This is a genomic window from Pseudonocardia phyllosphaerae (assembly GCF_046546475.1).
Lineage (GTDB): Bacteria > Actinomycetota > Actinomycetes > Mycobacteriales > Pseudonocardiaceae > Pseudonocardia > Pseudonocardia phyllosphaerae.
Genome location: NZ_JBKGXS010000003.1, coordinates 270,721 through 284,868, shown reverse-complemented (window position 1 = coordinate 284,868; position 14,148 = coordinate 270,721). Strand labels below are relative to the sequence as shown.

Annotated in this window: 11 protein-coding genes; 6 read left to right on the top strand and 5 right to left on the bottom strand. The window is 73.6% G+C overall.

Annotation, left to right across the window (positions count from 1 at the left end; genetic code table 11):
- Positions 1-4 precede the first annotated feature (4 nt).
- Genes pseB through ACLE50_RS09785 form a run of 3 tightly spaced genes read left to right on the top strand, consistent with a single transcriptional unit; the run spans position 5 to position 3,533 of the window.
- Positions 5-988 (top strand): UDP-N-acetylglucosamine 4,6-dehydratase (inverting), encoded by a 984-nt coding sequence (gene pseB / locus ACLE50_RS09795; RefSeq protein WP_410943119.1) that lies wholly within the window; start codon positions 5-7, stop codon positions 986-988.
- On the top strand, positions 988-2,121 hold the full coding sequence (locus tag ACLE50_RS09790; RefSeq protein ID WP_410943118.1) for a DegT/DnrJ/EryC1/StrS family aminotransferase: 1,134 nt from the start codon (positions 988-990) through the stop codon (positions 2,119-2,121). The genes pseB and ACLE50_RS09790 overlap by 1 nt, the downstream gene beginning before the upstream one ends.
- Complete coding sequence (locus ACLE50_RS09785; RefSeq protein WP_410943117.1) at positions 2,118-3,533, top strand: lipopolysaccharide biosynthesis protein; 1,416 nt, start codon at positions 2,118-2,120, stop codon at positions 3,531-3,533. The genes ACLE50_RS09790 and ACLE50_RS09785 overlap by 4 nt, the downstream gene beginning before the upstream one ends.
- Before the next feature lie 54 nt (positions 3,534-3,587).
- On the opposite strand, the gene ACLE50_RS09780 is transcribed toward ACLE50_RS09785, so the two are convergent.
- Positions 3,588-4,652, bottom strand: coding sequence for a hypothetical protein (locus ACLE50_RS09780; protein WP_410943116.1), 1,065 nt, complete (start codon positions 4,650-4,652; stop codon positions 3,588-3,590).
- 70 nt (positions 4,653-4,722) lie between these two features.
- Between ACLE50_RS09780 and ACLE50_RS09775 the strand changes: the two genes are divergently transcribed.
- Both ACLE50_RS09775 and ACLE50_RS09770 read left to right on the top strand, forming a co-directional pair.
- A complete protein-coding gene (locus ACLE50_RS09775; RefSeq protein WP_410943115.1) occupies positions 4,723-5,610 on the top strand; it encodes a glycosyltransferase family 2 protein in 888 nt (295 codons plus the stop codon).
- Positions 5,611-5,676: 66 nt separating this feature from the next.
- A complete protein-coding gene (locus ACLE50_RS09770; protein WP_410943114.1) occupies positions 5,677-6,090 on the top strand; it encodes a VOC family protein in 414 nt (137 codons plus the stop codon).
- A 10-nt stretch (positions 6,091-6,100) separates the two neighbouring features.
- Here ACLE50_RS09770 and ACLE50_RS09765 read toward each other — a convergent pair whose 3' ends face one another.
- The 3 genes from ACLE50_RS09765 to ACLE50_RS09755 are packed head-to-tail and all read right to left on the bottom strand — an operon-like array spanning position 6,101 to position 11,115.
- On the bottom strand, positions 6,101-8,065 hold the full coding sequence (locus tag ACLE50_RS09765) for an arabinofuranosyltransferase (RefSeq protein WP_410943113.1): 1,965 nt from the start codon (positions 8,063-8,065) through the stop codon (positions 6,101-6,103).
- Between the two features lie 8 nt (positions 8,066-8,073).
- On the bottom strand, positions 8,074-8,868 hold the full coding sequence (locus ACLE50_RS09760; protein WP_410943112.1) for a class I SAM-dependent methyltransferase: 795 nt from the start codon (positions 8,866-8,868) through the stop codon (positions 8,074-8,076).
- A gap of 57 nt (positions 8,869-8,925) precedes the next feature.
- Positions 8,926-11,115 (bottom strand): DUF6541 family protein, encoded by a 2,190-nt coding sequence (locus ACLE50_RS09755; RefSeq protein WP_410943111.1) that lies wholly within the window; start codon positions 11,113-11,115, stop codon positions 8,926-8,928.
- 143 nt (positions 11,116-11,258) lie between these two features.
- On the opposite strand from ACLE50_RS09755, the gene glf reads away from it, so the two are divergent.
- Positions 11,259-12,479: a UDP-galactopyranose mutase gene (gene glf, locus ACLE50_RS09750; RefSeq protein WP_410943110.1), complete on the top strand. Its 1,221-nt coding sequence runs from the start codon at positions 11,259-11,261 to the stop codon at positions 12,477-12,479.
- A gap of 52 nt (positions 12,480-12,531) precedes the next feature.
- Here the strand turns inward: glf and ACLE50_RS09745 are convergent, their stop codons facing one another.
- On the bottom strand, positions 12,532-13,941 hold the full coding sequence (locus ACLE50_RS09745; RefSeq protein ID WP_410943109.1) for a condensation domain-containing protein: 1,410 nt from the start codon (positions 13,939-13,941) through the stop codon (positions 12,532-12,534).
- Between the last annotated feature and the right edge of the window lie 207 nt (positions 13,942-14,148).

The following is a 14,148-nucleotide window of genomic DNA, read 5'->3' as shown; positions in this document are numbered from 1 at the left end:
CGTGATGTCGGTACTCGAGGGCTCGTCGGTCCTGGTCACGGGTGGGACGGGGTCCTTCGGCAAGGCGTTCGTGCGCGCCATGCTGGACCGCTACAACCCCCGCCGTCTGGTGATCCTGTCCCGGGACGAGCTGAAGCAGTACGAGTGCCGTCAGCTGTTCGACAACGACCCGCGGCTGCGCTGGTTCCTCGGTGACGTGCGGGATCGTGACCGGCTCAAGCGCGCCATGCACGGCGTCGACTACGTCGTGCACGCCGCGGCGCTGAAGCAGGTCGACACGGCCGAGTACAACCCGTTCGAGTTCATCCGGACCAACGTGGAGGGCTCGCAGAACGTCGTCGAGGCCGCCATCGACTCCGGGGTGAAGAAGGTCGTCGCGCTGTCCACGGACAAGGCGTCGAGCCCGATCAACCTCTACGGCGCCACCAAGCTGTGCGCGGACCGGCTGTTCGTCTCGGCCAACCACTACGCGGCCGCCTACGAGACCCGCTTCGCCGTGGTCCGCTACGGCAACGTGCTGGGCAGCCGCGGCTCGGTCGTGCCGCTGTTCAAGCGGCTGGCCGCCGAGGGCGAGTCGCTGCCGATCACCGACAAGCGCATGACCCGGTTCTGGATCACGCTGCCCGACGCCGTGCAGTTCGTGATCGACTCCTTCGACATGATGCAGGGCGGCGAGCTGTACGTGCCGCGCATCCCGTCGATGCGGATGACCGACCTGGCCGAGGCGATCGCGCCCGGTGCCGCGACCCACGAGATCGGGATCCGGCCGGGCGAGAAACTGCACGAGGAGATGATCGCCGGGGACGACTCGCGGCGGACCCTCAAGCTGCCCGACCGCTACGTCGTCGAGCCCTACATCGCCGGCTGGGGCTACACCTCGCCCGCCGACGGCGAGCCGGTCCCGGACGGCGAGGCCTACCGCTCCGACACCAACGACCTGTGGCTGTCCCCGCAGCAGCTGCGCGAGATGGTCGAGGCGCTGCCCTGATGCTCCCGTACGGCCGTCAGTCGATCTCCGACGCCGACGTCGAGGCCGTCACCGCGGTACTGGGCACGGACTGGCTGACCACCGGTCCCGCGGTGACCCGCTTCGAGGAGGACCTGTCCGCCGTCTGCGGCGGAAACCCCGCCGTGGCGGTCACCAGCGGGACCGCGGCGCTGCACGTCGCCTACGCCGCGGCCGGCGTCGGCCCCGGTCAGGACGTCGTGGTGTCCCCGCTGACGTTCGTCGCGACCGCGTCGGCGGCCGCGCTGCACGGCGCCCGGGTGATCTTCGCCGACGTCGACGCCGACACCGGCAACCTCGATCCGGCCGCGGTGGAGATGGCGCTGACCCCGCACACGACCGTCGTCGCCGGGGTGGACTACGCCGGGCACCCGATCGACGCCGACCCGCTGCGCACGCTCGCCCACGACGCGGGCGCGCTGCTGCTGGAGGACGCCGCGCACTCCGTCGGCGGCACCTGGCAGGGCCGCCCGGTCGGGGCGCTCGCCGACCTGACGACGCTGAGCTTCTTCCCGACCAAGAACCTGACGACGGCCGAGGGCGGCGCCGTCGTGTCGCCCGACCCGGCGCTGGTCGAGGGTGCGCGGTCGTTCCGCAACCACGGCCTGGTGCGGGACCGGGACCGGCAGCGGTTCCCGGACGAGGGCCCGTGGCACCAGGAGGTACACGCGTTCGGCCTGAACTACCGGCTGCCGGACCTGCTGGCCGCGCTCGGGTCGTCGCAGCTCACCCGGCTGGCGGCGTTCACGAAGCGGCGCACCGAGATCCACGCTCGCTACGACACCGCATTCGCCGACGTCGCCGAGGTCCGCACCCCGGTCACCCGGGGCGGCGCCGACCCGGCCTGGCACCTGTACCCGCTGCGGGTGCTCGACGGGCGACGCCGCGAGCTGTTCGAGTTCCTGCGCGAGCAGGGGATCGGCGTGCAGGTCAACTACGTCCCGGCGTACTGGCACCCGGTGTTCGCCGACCTCGGCTACCGCCGCGGCCTGTGCCCGAACGCCGAGCAGTACTACGCCCAGGAGATCTCCCTGCCGCTGTTCCCCGACCTCACCGACGCCGACGTCGACCGCGTCGCCGGCCTGGTGCGGGAGTTCCTCGGGTACGGGGGATGACCTCGGTGGCGGGCAACGCGAGCCGCGACGTCCTCGGCCGCGGCTCGCTCTACACCCTCGGCTCGGTCGCCCCGATCCTGGCGAACGTGCTGGTCACACCGGTCGTGACCCGGGTGCTCGGGCGGAGTGAGTACGGGATCGTCGCGACCGGGCTGATCCTGGTCCAGGTCGGGGCGATGGTCGTCGGGCTCGGCCTCGCGGCCGCGATCACCCGGCACGGGATCCTGGAACGCTCCGGTGTCGACGGGGCCCGCGCCCTCGTGCTGCAGGGCAGCGGGGTCTCGGCGCTGCTCGTCGCCGCCGCGGTGCTCGCCGGTCCGTTGTGGAGCGAGCCGGTGCTGTCGGTGCCCTGGCAGGCCGGGCTGGTGTTCGCCGCCGTGGCCGCCGCCGGGTTCGCCGCGGTGCTCAACGCGCAGGCGTTCCTGCGGGTGGAGGACCGGCCGGTCCCGTTCGTCGTCATGTCCGCGGTCGCGACACTCGGCGGCCCGCTCGCCGGGCTCGCGCTGGTGATCTGGACGGCGGGCGACGCCGACCACTACCTGCTCGGGCTGCTGCTCGGCTACCTGGTCGCGGGGCTCACCGGGATCGCGCTGTCGCTGCGCGGCGGCTGGCCGCGTACCGAACGCGGCGACCTGGTGAAGGCGCTCAAGGTCGGGCTGCCCGCGGTGCCGCACCTGGTGGCGCTGCTGCTGGTGCAGAACGCGCTGATCCTGATCGTGAACCGCTACTTCGGTCTCGAGGACGGCGGCCGCATGCAGGTCGCGCTGCTGCTCGGCTCGTCCCCGGCGATGATCGTCTCGGCGCTGAACAACGCCTGGGCGCCGGTCGTCTACCGGGCCGCGCCGGAGGAACGGGGCGCCGCGCTGGAGCGCAGCGCCCGCGACGTCGCCGCGGTCACCGTGGCGCTGTCCGGCGGGGTCGCGCTGCTGTCGCCGTTCCTGCTGCGGATCCTGGCGCCGGCCCAGTTCGTGCCCACCGAGCTCGTCCCGATCGTCGGGGTGACGGCGGCGGGTGCGGTCGTCAGCGTCGCCTACCTGGCGAACGTGCACCTGGTCTTCGCGTCCGGACGCAGCGGCGGCCTGGCCGTCGCGAGCCCGCTCAGCCTCGTGGTCGGTCTGGTCGCGGCCGTCCTGCTGGCCGCGGGCACCGGCTCGCTGACCGCGGTCGCGCTCGGCTTCCCGCTGATCTACCTGGCCCTCGCCGGGGGCACCTCGCTGCTGCGCCGCAGGGTCTCCGAGACGACGTGGCGGGAGGCGGTCCTGGGGCCGCCGGTGCTCGCCGGTATCGGGATCTGCGCGCTCGGCGCGGTCCTGCCCGCCGACGGCTGGGGCTGGCTGGGCCTGCGGTTCGGGCTGGCGGCGCTGCTCGGGGTGGCGCTGATCGTGCTGGTGCGGCGGATCTTCAAGGGCTGAGGATCGTCACGGGCCGAGGGGCCCGTGGTTGTTCCTCCACCCCCGAGCCGCCGTTCATGGCTGCAGGGGCTCCTCGGTCGCGATCGGGATCGGCAGACCCTCCGGCAGCGGGCGCGGGATCGCGGCGAGCGGGTTGCGCAACCACAACCACGGGCTGAAGCTGCCCGCCGACATCGCCGCGGTGCTCGCCGCGCTGCGCTGGGTCAGGCCCAGGACCATCGCGGCCTTCGCGACCGGCGACGCCGCGTAGTACTGCAGGAACGGCCCCGGGTTGCGGTGCTGCCAGCCCAGCGCGGCGCGCAGACCGGCCGGGTCGAGCAGCGCGTCGGCGCCCAGCTCGGCGCGGGCCAGCCGGGTCGCGGCGGCGTCGGCCTCGGCGGCGTCCTCGGCCGGGCGGGAGCCGTCCTCGGGGTCGGCGGTGTGGAACTCCGGCCAGCGTTCCCGCAGGTCGGCGACGGCCTCGGCGCCCTGGTTGCCGAAGGTCAGCGGGTCGCCCCAGACGGCGGCGGGGGTGCCGACGGCGGCCGCGTAGACCACCGCGGTGGACAGCCGGTTCGACGACACCCGGCTCGCGTTGCCGACCAGGTGCATGATCCGCAGCAGGAAGTGCGGGTCGTCGCGGCGCCCGGCGGTGACCAGGCGGTGCCCGGCCGCGGCCCACGCGTCGGTGATCTCCGGGTCGGTCAGGTCCTCGTGGTGCAGGCAGACCGTGGACGGACCGTCGACCTTCGCGACCTGGCGGGCGAGGTCGGCGTGCGCGCCGGTGACCCGGACCAGGCGGGTGCCGTGGAACGGGATGAACACCGGGCCGAGCGAGTCCGACCGCGACCAGCCCTGCTCCTGGAGCAGCCGCTCCAGGTAGAGCACCGGGGCACCTACGGCCGTGGTCGAGCGCTCCTCGTCGGCCGGGTTCCAGCCGCGGGCGTGGTGCGACCAGACGAGCAGCCGCCGGATCGACGGGTCGACGCCGACGTTCGGGAAGTCCGCGAAGTGCGCCGCCACCGGCGACGTCGCCGTCCAGCCGTGCTGGAGCAGCCCGGCCATGTGCCGGGGCCGCGGGAGGCCGGCGTATGCGGCCAGGACGGCCGAGTGGCCGTAGTAGTGGTTCTGGATGTCCACGCGTGCTCCGGATCGCTGTGCTCTGGCCGGGGGATCGTAACGATGCGGCCGGTCGCTACCGTCTGCAGCCGTGACCGCGACCGTCGACGTCATGCTGCCCTTCTACGGGGACCCCGACCTGCTGCGACGCGCCGTGCGCAGCGTCCAGGGGCAGACCCGCACCGACTGGCGGCTCACCGTCGTCGACGACGGGTACCCCGACGACACGATCGGGCCCTGGTTCGCCGGCCTCGGCGACGACCGGATCCGCTACCGCCGCAACACCACCCGGCTCGGTGCGCAGCCGAACAACCGGCACTGCATCGACGCCGTCGAGTGCGAGTTCTTCGTGATGATGGGCGCCGACGATCTGATGCTGCCCGACTACCTCGACACCGTCCTGGGCCTGCACGAACGGTTCCCCGGCGCCGCCGTCGTCCAGCCGGGCGTCGAGGTCATGGACGCCGACGACCAGCCGGTCCGGCCGCTCGCCGACCGGGTGAAGGCGGTCCTCGCGCCGTCCGGCAGCGGCCCGCGCGAGCTCGGCGGGGAGGCCCTCGCGGTGAGCCTGCTGCGCGGGAACTGGCTCTACAACCCGTCGCTGTGCTGGCGGAGCGCCGCGCTGAAGGAGATCACGATCCCGGAGTCGGCGGACGTGTTCGACCTGGCGCTGCCGATCGAGGTCATCGCCTCCGGGCAGACCGTGGTGGTCGACGACGACGTCTGCTTCCGCTACCGCCGACACCGCAGCAGCGACTCCGGTTCCGGCGCCGCCGCGGGCAACCGGTTCGCCGAGGAGCGCCGCTACTTCGCCGCCGAGGCCGCCCGGATGGACGCCCGCGGCTGGCGCCGCGCCGCCCGCGCGGCCCGCGGGCACGTGTCGTCGCGGCTCAACGCGGCCGTCCAGCTCCCGGGCGCGCTGCTGCGCCGGGACACCGCGGCGCTGCGGGCACTGGGGGAGCACCTGCTCGCGCGCTGAGATCCCGCGCCGAGAAATCCGTGGCGGCGCCGATGAGTTCCGCGCGGCACCGCGGTCATCACCGGCATGACCACTTCCACGCAGCGCACGACCACCACCACCACCACCAACATCGGCGTCGTCATGTTCACCGTCGCCGACCAGGACGCCGCCGAGCGCTTCTACGTCGGCACGCTCGGCTGGGAGCTCCGCGGCGACACCCGGTTCGGCGAGAACGGCGAGTACCGCTGGCTCGAGGTCGCCCCGCCCGGCTCGACGACGCGGCTCGCCCTCAACCCACCGATGAACGACCAGCCGGGCGGCGGCTGCATCGGCGTCGAGACGACCGACCTGCAGGCCGAGCACGCGTTCCTGACCGGGATCGCGGGCATCGAGCTCGGCACCTGCCCGACGGGCAGCGACACGGCGACCGGGGTGCCGCCGCTGTTCATGTTCCGCGACCCGGACGGCAACGCGATCACCGTCGTCCAGGTGTCCTGACCGGCCGGGCTCAGGGCACCGGCGGGGCGTCGGCCCGCACCAGCACGGTGAACGGGCCGACGTCGCGCCGCTGCCAGGCCGGATCCTCGAACAGCCGGGCCGGGAACACCGCAGGTGCCGCCCCCGTCCCGGTGGACGGGAACCGGTCCTGCGACGTCGGGACCTGCAGCGACCCGTCCCCGCGACGCTCGAGCACGAACACCGACGGCGGCCGGCCGGTACCCGCGGCCGCCGACGCGTCGAGGTCGGCGAGCAGCTCCCGCGGCCCCGGCGCGGCGGCCCAGCGGCGGATCGCGTCGGTGCGCGCCGGGAAGTTCGCCCGCGGGTTCGCGTACGGCGGCACCGACACCTGGTAGCTGAAGTACGGCGTGTAGCTCAGCAGCGGCACATTCGCGCTCAGCACCACGACCTGCCGCGGCGGCCGCCCGGTCAGCCCGTCGATCGTCGTGCGCAGGTCGCCGAGCCAGGCACCGGCGTCGGCCGGGTTGCGGGAGCCGTCGGGCCGGGTGCCGTCAGGGCGGTAGTCGTTCTGCGCGCCGGAGGCGAACGCGTACTGCTGCGGGACCGCCTGCACCTGCGCGACGACTGCGACCGCGGCCAGCACGGTGACCACCGTCGCCGCCTGCGGTCCCGAGCCCCGTTCGCGCAGCAGCCGGAGCGCGTCCGCGGCGGCCCCGACGGCGCCGCAGGCCAGCGCGGCGGTGAGCACCGGCTCGATCCGGAACGCGAGCAGCGTCGTGCCCAGCGCCAGCGCGGCCGTCGAGCACAGGTACCAGGCGTAGGAGCACGCCACCGTGACGCCGAGTGCCCGCGCGATCTCCGAGGACCGGAACCGCCACGCGATCCACAGCGTCCCGGCCAGGCACAGCGCGCCGAGCGCGGTCGGGTCGAGCATCGGCAGCGTCCACTTCGAGCCGTTCGAGGGCAGGAAGTGCTGGCCTGCGCTGTAGGTCGGCCCGCCGCCGAGCGACCCGGCCAGGTACGGCAGCCAGTGCACGAGCGCGACGACGACCGTCACTCCGAGCACCACCGCCACCGGCCCCGCCGGCCGCGCCGGGCCCGTCCGGCGGGTCAGCAGCCCGTCGGCGGCCAGTACGGCCAGCACGAACCCGCCGAACCACAGCATCTGGGTGTGGGTGACCGCGGCGAGCCCGAGCACCAGCCCGACCAGCGCGGCCGTCCGCACCCAGGTGCCGTTCCCGCGACGCACCAGGCGCAGGCCGAGCACCGCGACCGGCGGCAGCAGCGCTCCGGTCAGCCAGGAGTACGGCGTGTACGCCGCGGTCGTCGCGAGCCCGGCGAACGTGGTCGCGGTGGCCAGCGCGAGCGCCCGCGGACGCGTCGTGACCAGTGACCACAGCACGTACGCCAGCACCGACGTCACGGCCAGCGTGGCCAGCGCGTAGGGCTTGTGGAACGCCCAGGCGCCCACCCCGAGCAGGTCCGCGGTGCGGCCGCCGACCCAGAACCACACCGCCGGGTAGTACGGCGGCAGGTCGGCGTAGGCGAAGTCGGCCAGGCGCGCGGAGTCGGCGAACCGGGTCAGGAACTCCACCCGGAACGACTGGTCGCCGGACACCCCGAACAGGTAGTGCGGTGTCGCGGACAGGAACAGCGCCAGCGGCAGCGTCGGCAGGGCGGCCAGCGCCGCCCAGGACAGCGGCGTCGCGACGGCCGGGGCGCGCCGGTGCAGCCACGCCGCACCGAGGAGCAACGCGGCGAGCACCGCGCCTCCGGACGCGGTCAGCGCCAGCGCCACGTTCGTGCCCGCCGGGATCCGCAGCGCGGCCACCACGGCGACGACCGCCGCGGTGACTCCCACCGCCACCACCGGCGCGACGACGAGCTCGGCGGCCACCCGCGGCCACCGGCGCGGCGCGGCGGGCCGCCGGGCCCGGCCGGACGGGAGCGCGCCGACCCGCTGCGGGGTGCTCCGCCCGCGTTCGTCGTGCCGGGGCCAGGCCTGGCGCGTCACCGGTGGGGTCAGCCCTTCTTCACCGCGACGACCAGGAACGCCTTCGAGATCGCCCACAGCGCCGGGAAGCGTTGCAGTGCGGCGACTCCGGCCGAGTAGAGCTTCGAGCCGCCGCCCTCGGCGAGCGAGACGTCGCCGGGCACGGTGAAGTGACTCTCCAGCTCCGGGCGCTGCGCGAGGAGCTTGCGCATCCGCAGGTAGCCGGGGGCGTAGCTGGCGTCGGTGTAGTCCTCGCCGCGCCCGGAGGCCCGCAGGTAGCGGGTCGCCAGCGGCAGCGGCAGCCACGCCAGGAACGGCAGCGAGTAGTGCGCCTCGATCGGCCACCACCGGTTCGGCACCAGGATGTAGGCGACCCCGCCCGGGCGCAGCGACGCCGAGATCCGCTCCAGCGCACCCGGCTGGTCGTCGAGGTGCTCGAGGACGTTGTCCAGCACCGCGACGTCGAACGTGCCTGCGTCGGCGCCGTGGCCGAACTCGTCGATCCCGGCGACCCGGAACTCGAAGTTGTCCCGCCCGCCCTCGGCGGCCAGCGCGTTCGCCTCGGCGGCCAGCGCGGCGTTCGGCTCGATCCCGACGACCTCGCGGCACATCCCGGCCAGCTCGAGGGCGGTGTAGCCGTAGCCGCAGCCCAGGTCGGCGACCCGGCACTCGGCGAACGGCTTGTCCAGGAACGGCTGCGTGGTGATCGCGATCTGCTTCGCGAAGCCGGTGGCGAGCTTGCGGCGGTCGACCATCCGCAGCGAGCGCAGCTCGTACTCGGGTAGCGCGGAGTCGGCGGGTCGGGGGCTCTCGTGCGGGTCCACGGCTCGGGGCTCCGTTCGGTCGGGGACGGCCAGGTCGGGGAGACGGACGGGTACGGGTCAGGGTCCGGGGGGCGGGACCTGCGCGGAGGCGACCGGCGGGAGCGGTCCGTCCGGGCCTGCCGTGCCGCAGGCGGTGATCCGCCACAGCTTGCTCGTGCCGCCCTCGGCCTCCAGTGCGAAGCCGGGGGCGCCGTCGAGCGAGTCGAGACCCGGGTACTGCTTGGCGCGTGCGTCGGAGGTCCAGAACGAGATCGGGCCGGTCAGCACGTGCGTGGTGCCGGTGGCCCGGACCGCGTCGCACACGGCCGGGTCGGCGGCCGCGTTCCGCAGCCGGGCGGCGACGACGCGCTGGTCGGGTGTCCAGTTCCCGGACAGGTGCGGGAACAGCACCGTGCGCCCGGTCAGCGGGAAGAGCAGACCGTTGCCGGTGAACGGGTTCTCGGCGACGACGGCGTCGTCGGGCAGCTGGGCACCGACCTGCTCGAGGAACTCGCGCTGCCCCGGTTCCAGCAGCTGGTCCTTGGTCGTCCGGTACGGCCCGGACAGCGCGGTGGCGTGCACGTCGAGGTTCATGGCGCCGGAGAACACGAACGCCAGTGCCAGCAGCGCCGTCGCGAGTGCCGCGGGCACCGCCCGGTGCGCGACCGGCCTGCGCAGCTTCGGGACCAGGACGGCGAGCCGGCGCAGCCCCTCGGCCAGGGTGAGGACGCCGAGCACGGCCAGCGGGGTCCCGGTCACCGGCACCATCGCGGCCAGCCGGTAGGAGTCGTTGTACCAGGCACCCGTGAGCCCGGCGGTCAGGTCGTTCTCCTGGGATGCGGCCAGCACGTACAGGAAGCCGGACGCGAGGTGCGCCGGGACCAGCCACGACGTCGTCGCACGCCGGAAGGACACGACCGCGCCGACCATCACCAGGACCGACAGCACGACCAGGTCCGGGCGCCGGTTCATGCCGTTCCAGACGACGTTGGAGATCGCGTCCGGGGTGTCGGTGAAGGCAGGCCAGTCGAAGCTGCGCACGCCGGACAGCAGCGGCGAGTCGATCATCAGGTAGAGCGTCGTCCACACCACGACGACGACCACGGCGGCGGCGAGCAGCGGCTGCCAGAACCGGCGGCTCAGCAGCCGGTGCCGCCCGAGCCGGGCCACCGCCCACACGACCGGGAACAGCCCGAGCACGGCCAGGCTGAACACGGTGTTGGGGTGCGCGAGCGCCGCGGCGGGCATGGTGGCGAACAGCAGCAGTGCCGCGCCGCGCGGGCCGAGCGTGCTGTGCTTCGCACCGAGCACGAGCGACACCAGCGCGGCCAGCGAGGCGGGCAGGATCGCGACGCCGAGCAGGTTCGGCCAGAGCACGCCGAACGACATCAGCATCCACGGGAACGCGGTGAACCCGGACGCGAGCACCGGGGCGGCGAACGCGACCGTGGCCGACCGGCCGAGGACCTGGCGGGTCAGGAACAGCACCGACAGCGGCCAGGCCACGGCGGCGACGGCCCATGCGGTCAGGTTCGTCGCCTGGATGACCCCGGACCCCGAGGACATCGCGACCAGCGAGACCAGGTCGTGCCAGGCCGCGGGGTAGAGCGCGAGACCGGCGCCGGGGCTGGTGAGCCGGCCCAGGGTCAGTGAGGAGGCGTCGCCGCTGCGGATGACGTGCTCGACGGCGCTGTAGTGGAAGACGGCGTCGTAGGTCGAGGACAGCGTGTCCGACGGGCCGATGCCGTGCATCATCGTCAGCGCGCCGACGACCATCCCGACCAGCAGGCCGGCGGAGGCGGCGAGGCCCGCGCGGCGCCCGTCGGGGGCCATCCGGGCGGCGTCGGAGCGCCAGACCTGCGGCAGCGCCGTGGTCAGCGGGTCGGGGCGGCGGGCGAACTCGCCGCTGGGCGTACGGACCCGTACCCACCACGAGCGGATCTCGCGACCCGGCCGCCACGACGTCAGCGCGGTGCGCCAGCCGCGGTGCAGCGCGCTGCCCGCGGGGCGCCGGGCGACGAACCCGCGGAACAGCAGCGCGGCCAGCGCCACGAGCAGGGCCGCGACCAGCGGAACCCAGGGCCCCCACGGGACCCCCAGCGGGGTGCCGAGCACGGCGGCGGTCGCGATGACCGCGACCGAGACCAGCGGGGCCGCGCCCCAGCGGGTGATGCCGCGCAGGCCGCAGGCGGAGGTGACGATCGCGCCGGGGGCCACGACCCAGAAGACCGAGGCGAGGGCGGCGGGAACGGCCGGGAGCCAGCTCATCGCGGGGGCGCTCCTTCCCCGCCGGCCGGGCCGCGGTGCGTTCGACGGCCAGAGCGCGCACCCCGTCCGCGCGCGACGGCCGCAGCGACCCTACCCCTGGCCGGTCGGCCGCGCCGATCCCGTCTGTCCTACCCTCGGGCAGCGTGACTCACCTGCGGACGCTCTCCGGCCTGGACCTCGACGGTTACGACCTGATCGTCGTCGGATCCGGATTCTTCGGACTCACGATCGCCGAGCGTGTCGCCGAGGGACTGGGCAAGCGGGTGCTGGTCCTGGAGCGGCGCGACCACATCGGCGGCAACGCCTACTCCGAGCCGGAACCCGAGACCGGCATCGAGATCCACCGGTACGGCGCGCACCTGTTCCACACGTCGAACGAGCGCGTGTGGGAGTACGTGAACCGGTTCACCGACTTCACGAACTACCAGCACCGGGTGTTCGCCCGGGCCGGCGAGCAGATCTACCCGTTCCCGATGAACCTGGCGCTGCTCAACCAGTTCTTCGACCGCGCGTTCAGCCCGGACGAGGCCCGCGCGCTGATCGCCGAGCAGTCCTCGGAGGTCGAGACCCGCGACGCCACCAACCTCGAGGAGAAGGCGATCTCGCTGATCGGGCGCCCGCTCTACGAGGCGTTCATCAAGGGCTACAACGAGAAGCAGTGGCAGACCGACCCGAAGAACCTCGACGCGTCGATCATCACCCGGCTCCCGGTCCGCTACACCTACGACAACCGCTACTTCAACGACACCCATGAGGGGCTGCCGGTCGACGGCTACGCCGCGTGGCTGGAGCGGATGGCGGACCACGAGCGGATCGACGTCGTGCTGGACACCGACTTCTTCGAGATCCGCGACCAGCTGCCCGCCGAGGTCCCGGTCGTCTACACCGGACCGCTGGACCGCTACTTCGAGTACTCGGAGGGCGAACTGGGCTGGCGGACGCTGGACTTCGAGCTCTCGGTCGAGGACACCGGCGACTTCCAGGGCACCTCGGTGATCAACTACAACGACGCCGAGGTCCCCTTCACCCGGATCCTGGAGTTCCGCCACATGCACCCGGAGCGGGACTACTACCCGAAGGACAAGACGGTGATCGTGCGCGAGTACTCGCGCTTCGCCGAGTCCGGCGACGAGCCGTACTACCCGATCAACACCCCGGACAACCGGTCGAAGCTGGACCGCTACCGGGAGCTGGTGCGCAAGGAGACCGCGAACCGCAACGTGCTGTTCGGCGGGCGGCTGGGCACCTACAAGTACCTCGACATGCACATGGCGATCGGCTCGGCGCTGACCATGTACGAGAACCGGCTCGTCCCGCACTTCACCGAGGACAAGCCGCTCTCGGGCACCGACGCCGAGGACTGAGCGCACCCGGCGCCGCGGCCCGGCCGGTTCCGCACCGGCCGAGCCGCGCCCGTCAGCGTGCGGCGGCCGCTGTCCGTGCCGTCGTGGCCAGCTCCGCCAGCACGCCCCGCACCCCGTCGACCAGCGCCCGCTCGGTCGCGTCGGCGGTCGGGTTCGCGACCCGGATCGTGTTCACGTGCAGGCCGTCGGTGTTGCGGTGGAACCAGTGGCAGATGCCGTTGGCGCCGGAGGACCACACGTGCATCCGCGCGGCCGAGACGATCGGGTCCGACCCGCCCGCGGCCTTCCGGAAGTCCATGAAGGAGAAGAAGTTCACCGCGTACGGCCAGGCCGGCAGCGCGGCGAGCTCGGGAGCCAGCGCGTACCAGGCCTTCACGAACGGGACGTCCAGCGAGCGGACCATCTCGGTCAGCGCGTCGTTCGCGCCGGTCAGGGCGGCGTCGGTACCGGCGGACACGTCGAACTCGACCGGCATCGTGTTGACGTACCAGCCCATCGAGTTGACCCGCTCGGGGTCGCGGCCGCGCTCGTTCACCGGCAGCAGCGCGCGGTAGGTCTCCGGCCCGCCGAGGGCGCGGACGGTGGCGCCGAGCGCGCCCAGCACCGCGGCGGGCACCCGCACGCCGTGCTCACGGCCCCACGCCTCCAGGGCGTCGGCGTCGTCGGCGTCGAGGAGCTGCTCGGTCCGGTTCGACGTCGGGTGCAGCCGGACGCCGTCGGCGATGCCGAGGTCGAGCGGGAAGCGGGGGAAGAACCCGCCGTTGCGCTCCATGAAGCCACGCCACGGGGCCAGCCGCGGGTCGTCGGGGGTGACGTCGTCGTAGGCGCGGCGCTGCTGCTCGCCGAACTCGACGTAGCTGCCGGCCGGGGGAAGCTCCGCGTCACGGCCTTCGGTGAGCGCGGTGTAGGTCTCGGCGAGGTCGCGGACCAGGATCGGGACCGAGCCGCCGTCGGAGACGAGATGGTCGACGGCGACCGAGACCGTGGTCGACCACTCCCGCTCGACGGTGCTCATCACCAGCAGCGGCCAGCGCATGATCTCCAGCCGGGTGCAGAACGAGGCGAACAGGTGCTCGCGGACGGCCTCGGTGGTGTCCAGGCGGCCGACCTCGTGCGCGGTGACGGCGATGTCATCGGCGTCGATGATCCCGCAGGTCAGATCGCCTGCGGCCCGCTCGAAGTCGCAGCGCAGGATCTCGTGCCGGGCCACCACCCGGTGCAGCGCGGCGGCGAGCGCCTCGCGGTCCGGCGGACCGGGCAGCTCGAAGGTCATCGCGATCCACGAGTGGAACGGCGGATCGCCCTCGTCCGGCTCGTCGGCTGTGTCGGCGGTGACGGCATAGTGCTTGTGCTGGTTGTACGACGACGGGTGCGGCGCGCCCACCGCCCCGTCCCGTCCCAGCGACCACTCGACGACGAAGCCGGGGGACACGTCCAGGTCGGTCAGGGGTTGCTGCAGCACACGTACTCCACTGGTCGGTGATCGACGGTCACTCGCTCACCCGATCGTCGCATCGCCGGGGTGAGTGACCCCGCACACGCGGTTACCCGGCGTCACCAATGGGAGGGTCCGGACATACCGGAACGGGGTGGTGGGCCGTGGCGCGGCGCGCCCGGTGCCCGCGTCCCGGCGTCACGGCGCCGCGCGGCTACCCTCGGCCCACGGCCT

What these genes read in the sequence shown, in the direction of transcription:
- pseB (WP_410943119.1), top strand. Translation starts at nt 5, where the DNA reads ATGTCGGTACTCGAGGGCTCGTCGGTCCTGGTCACGGGTGGGACGGGG.
- ACLE50_RS09790 (WP_410943118.1), top strand. Translation starts at nt 988, where the DNA reads ATGCTCCCGTACGGCCGTCAGTCGATCTCCGACGCCGACGTCGAGGCC.
- ACLE50_RS09785 (WP_410943117.1), top strand. Translation starts at nt 2,118, where the DNA reads ATGACCTCGGTGGCGGGCAACGCGAGCCGCGACGTCCTCGGCCGCGGC.
- ACLE50_RS09770 (WP_410943114.1), top strand. Translation starts at nt 5,677, where the DNA reads ATGACCACTTCCACGCAGCGCACGACCACCACCACCACCACCAACATC.
- ACLE50_RS09755 (WP_410943111.1), bottom strand. Translation starts at nt 11,115, where the DNA reads ATGAGCTGGCTCCCGGCCGTTCCCGCCGCCCTCGCCTCGGTCTTCTGG.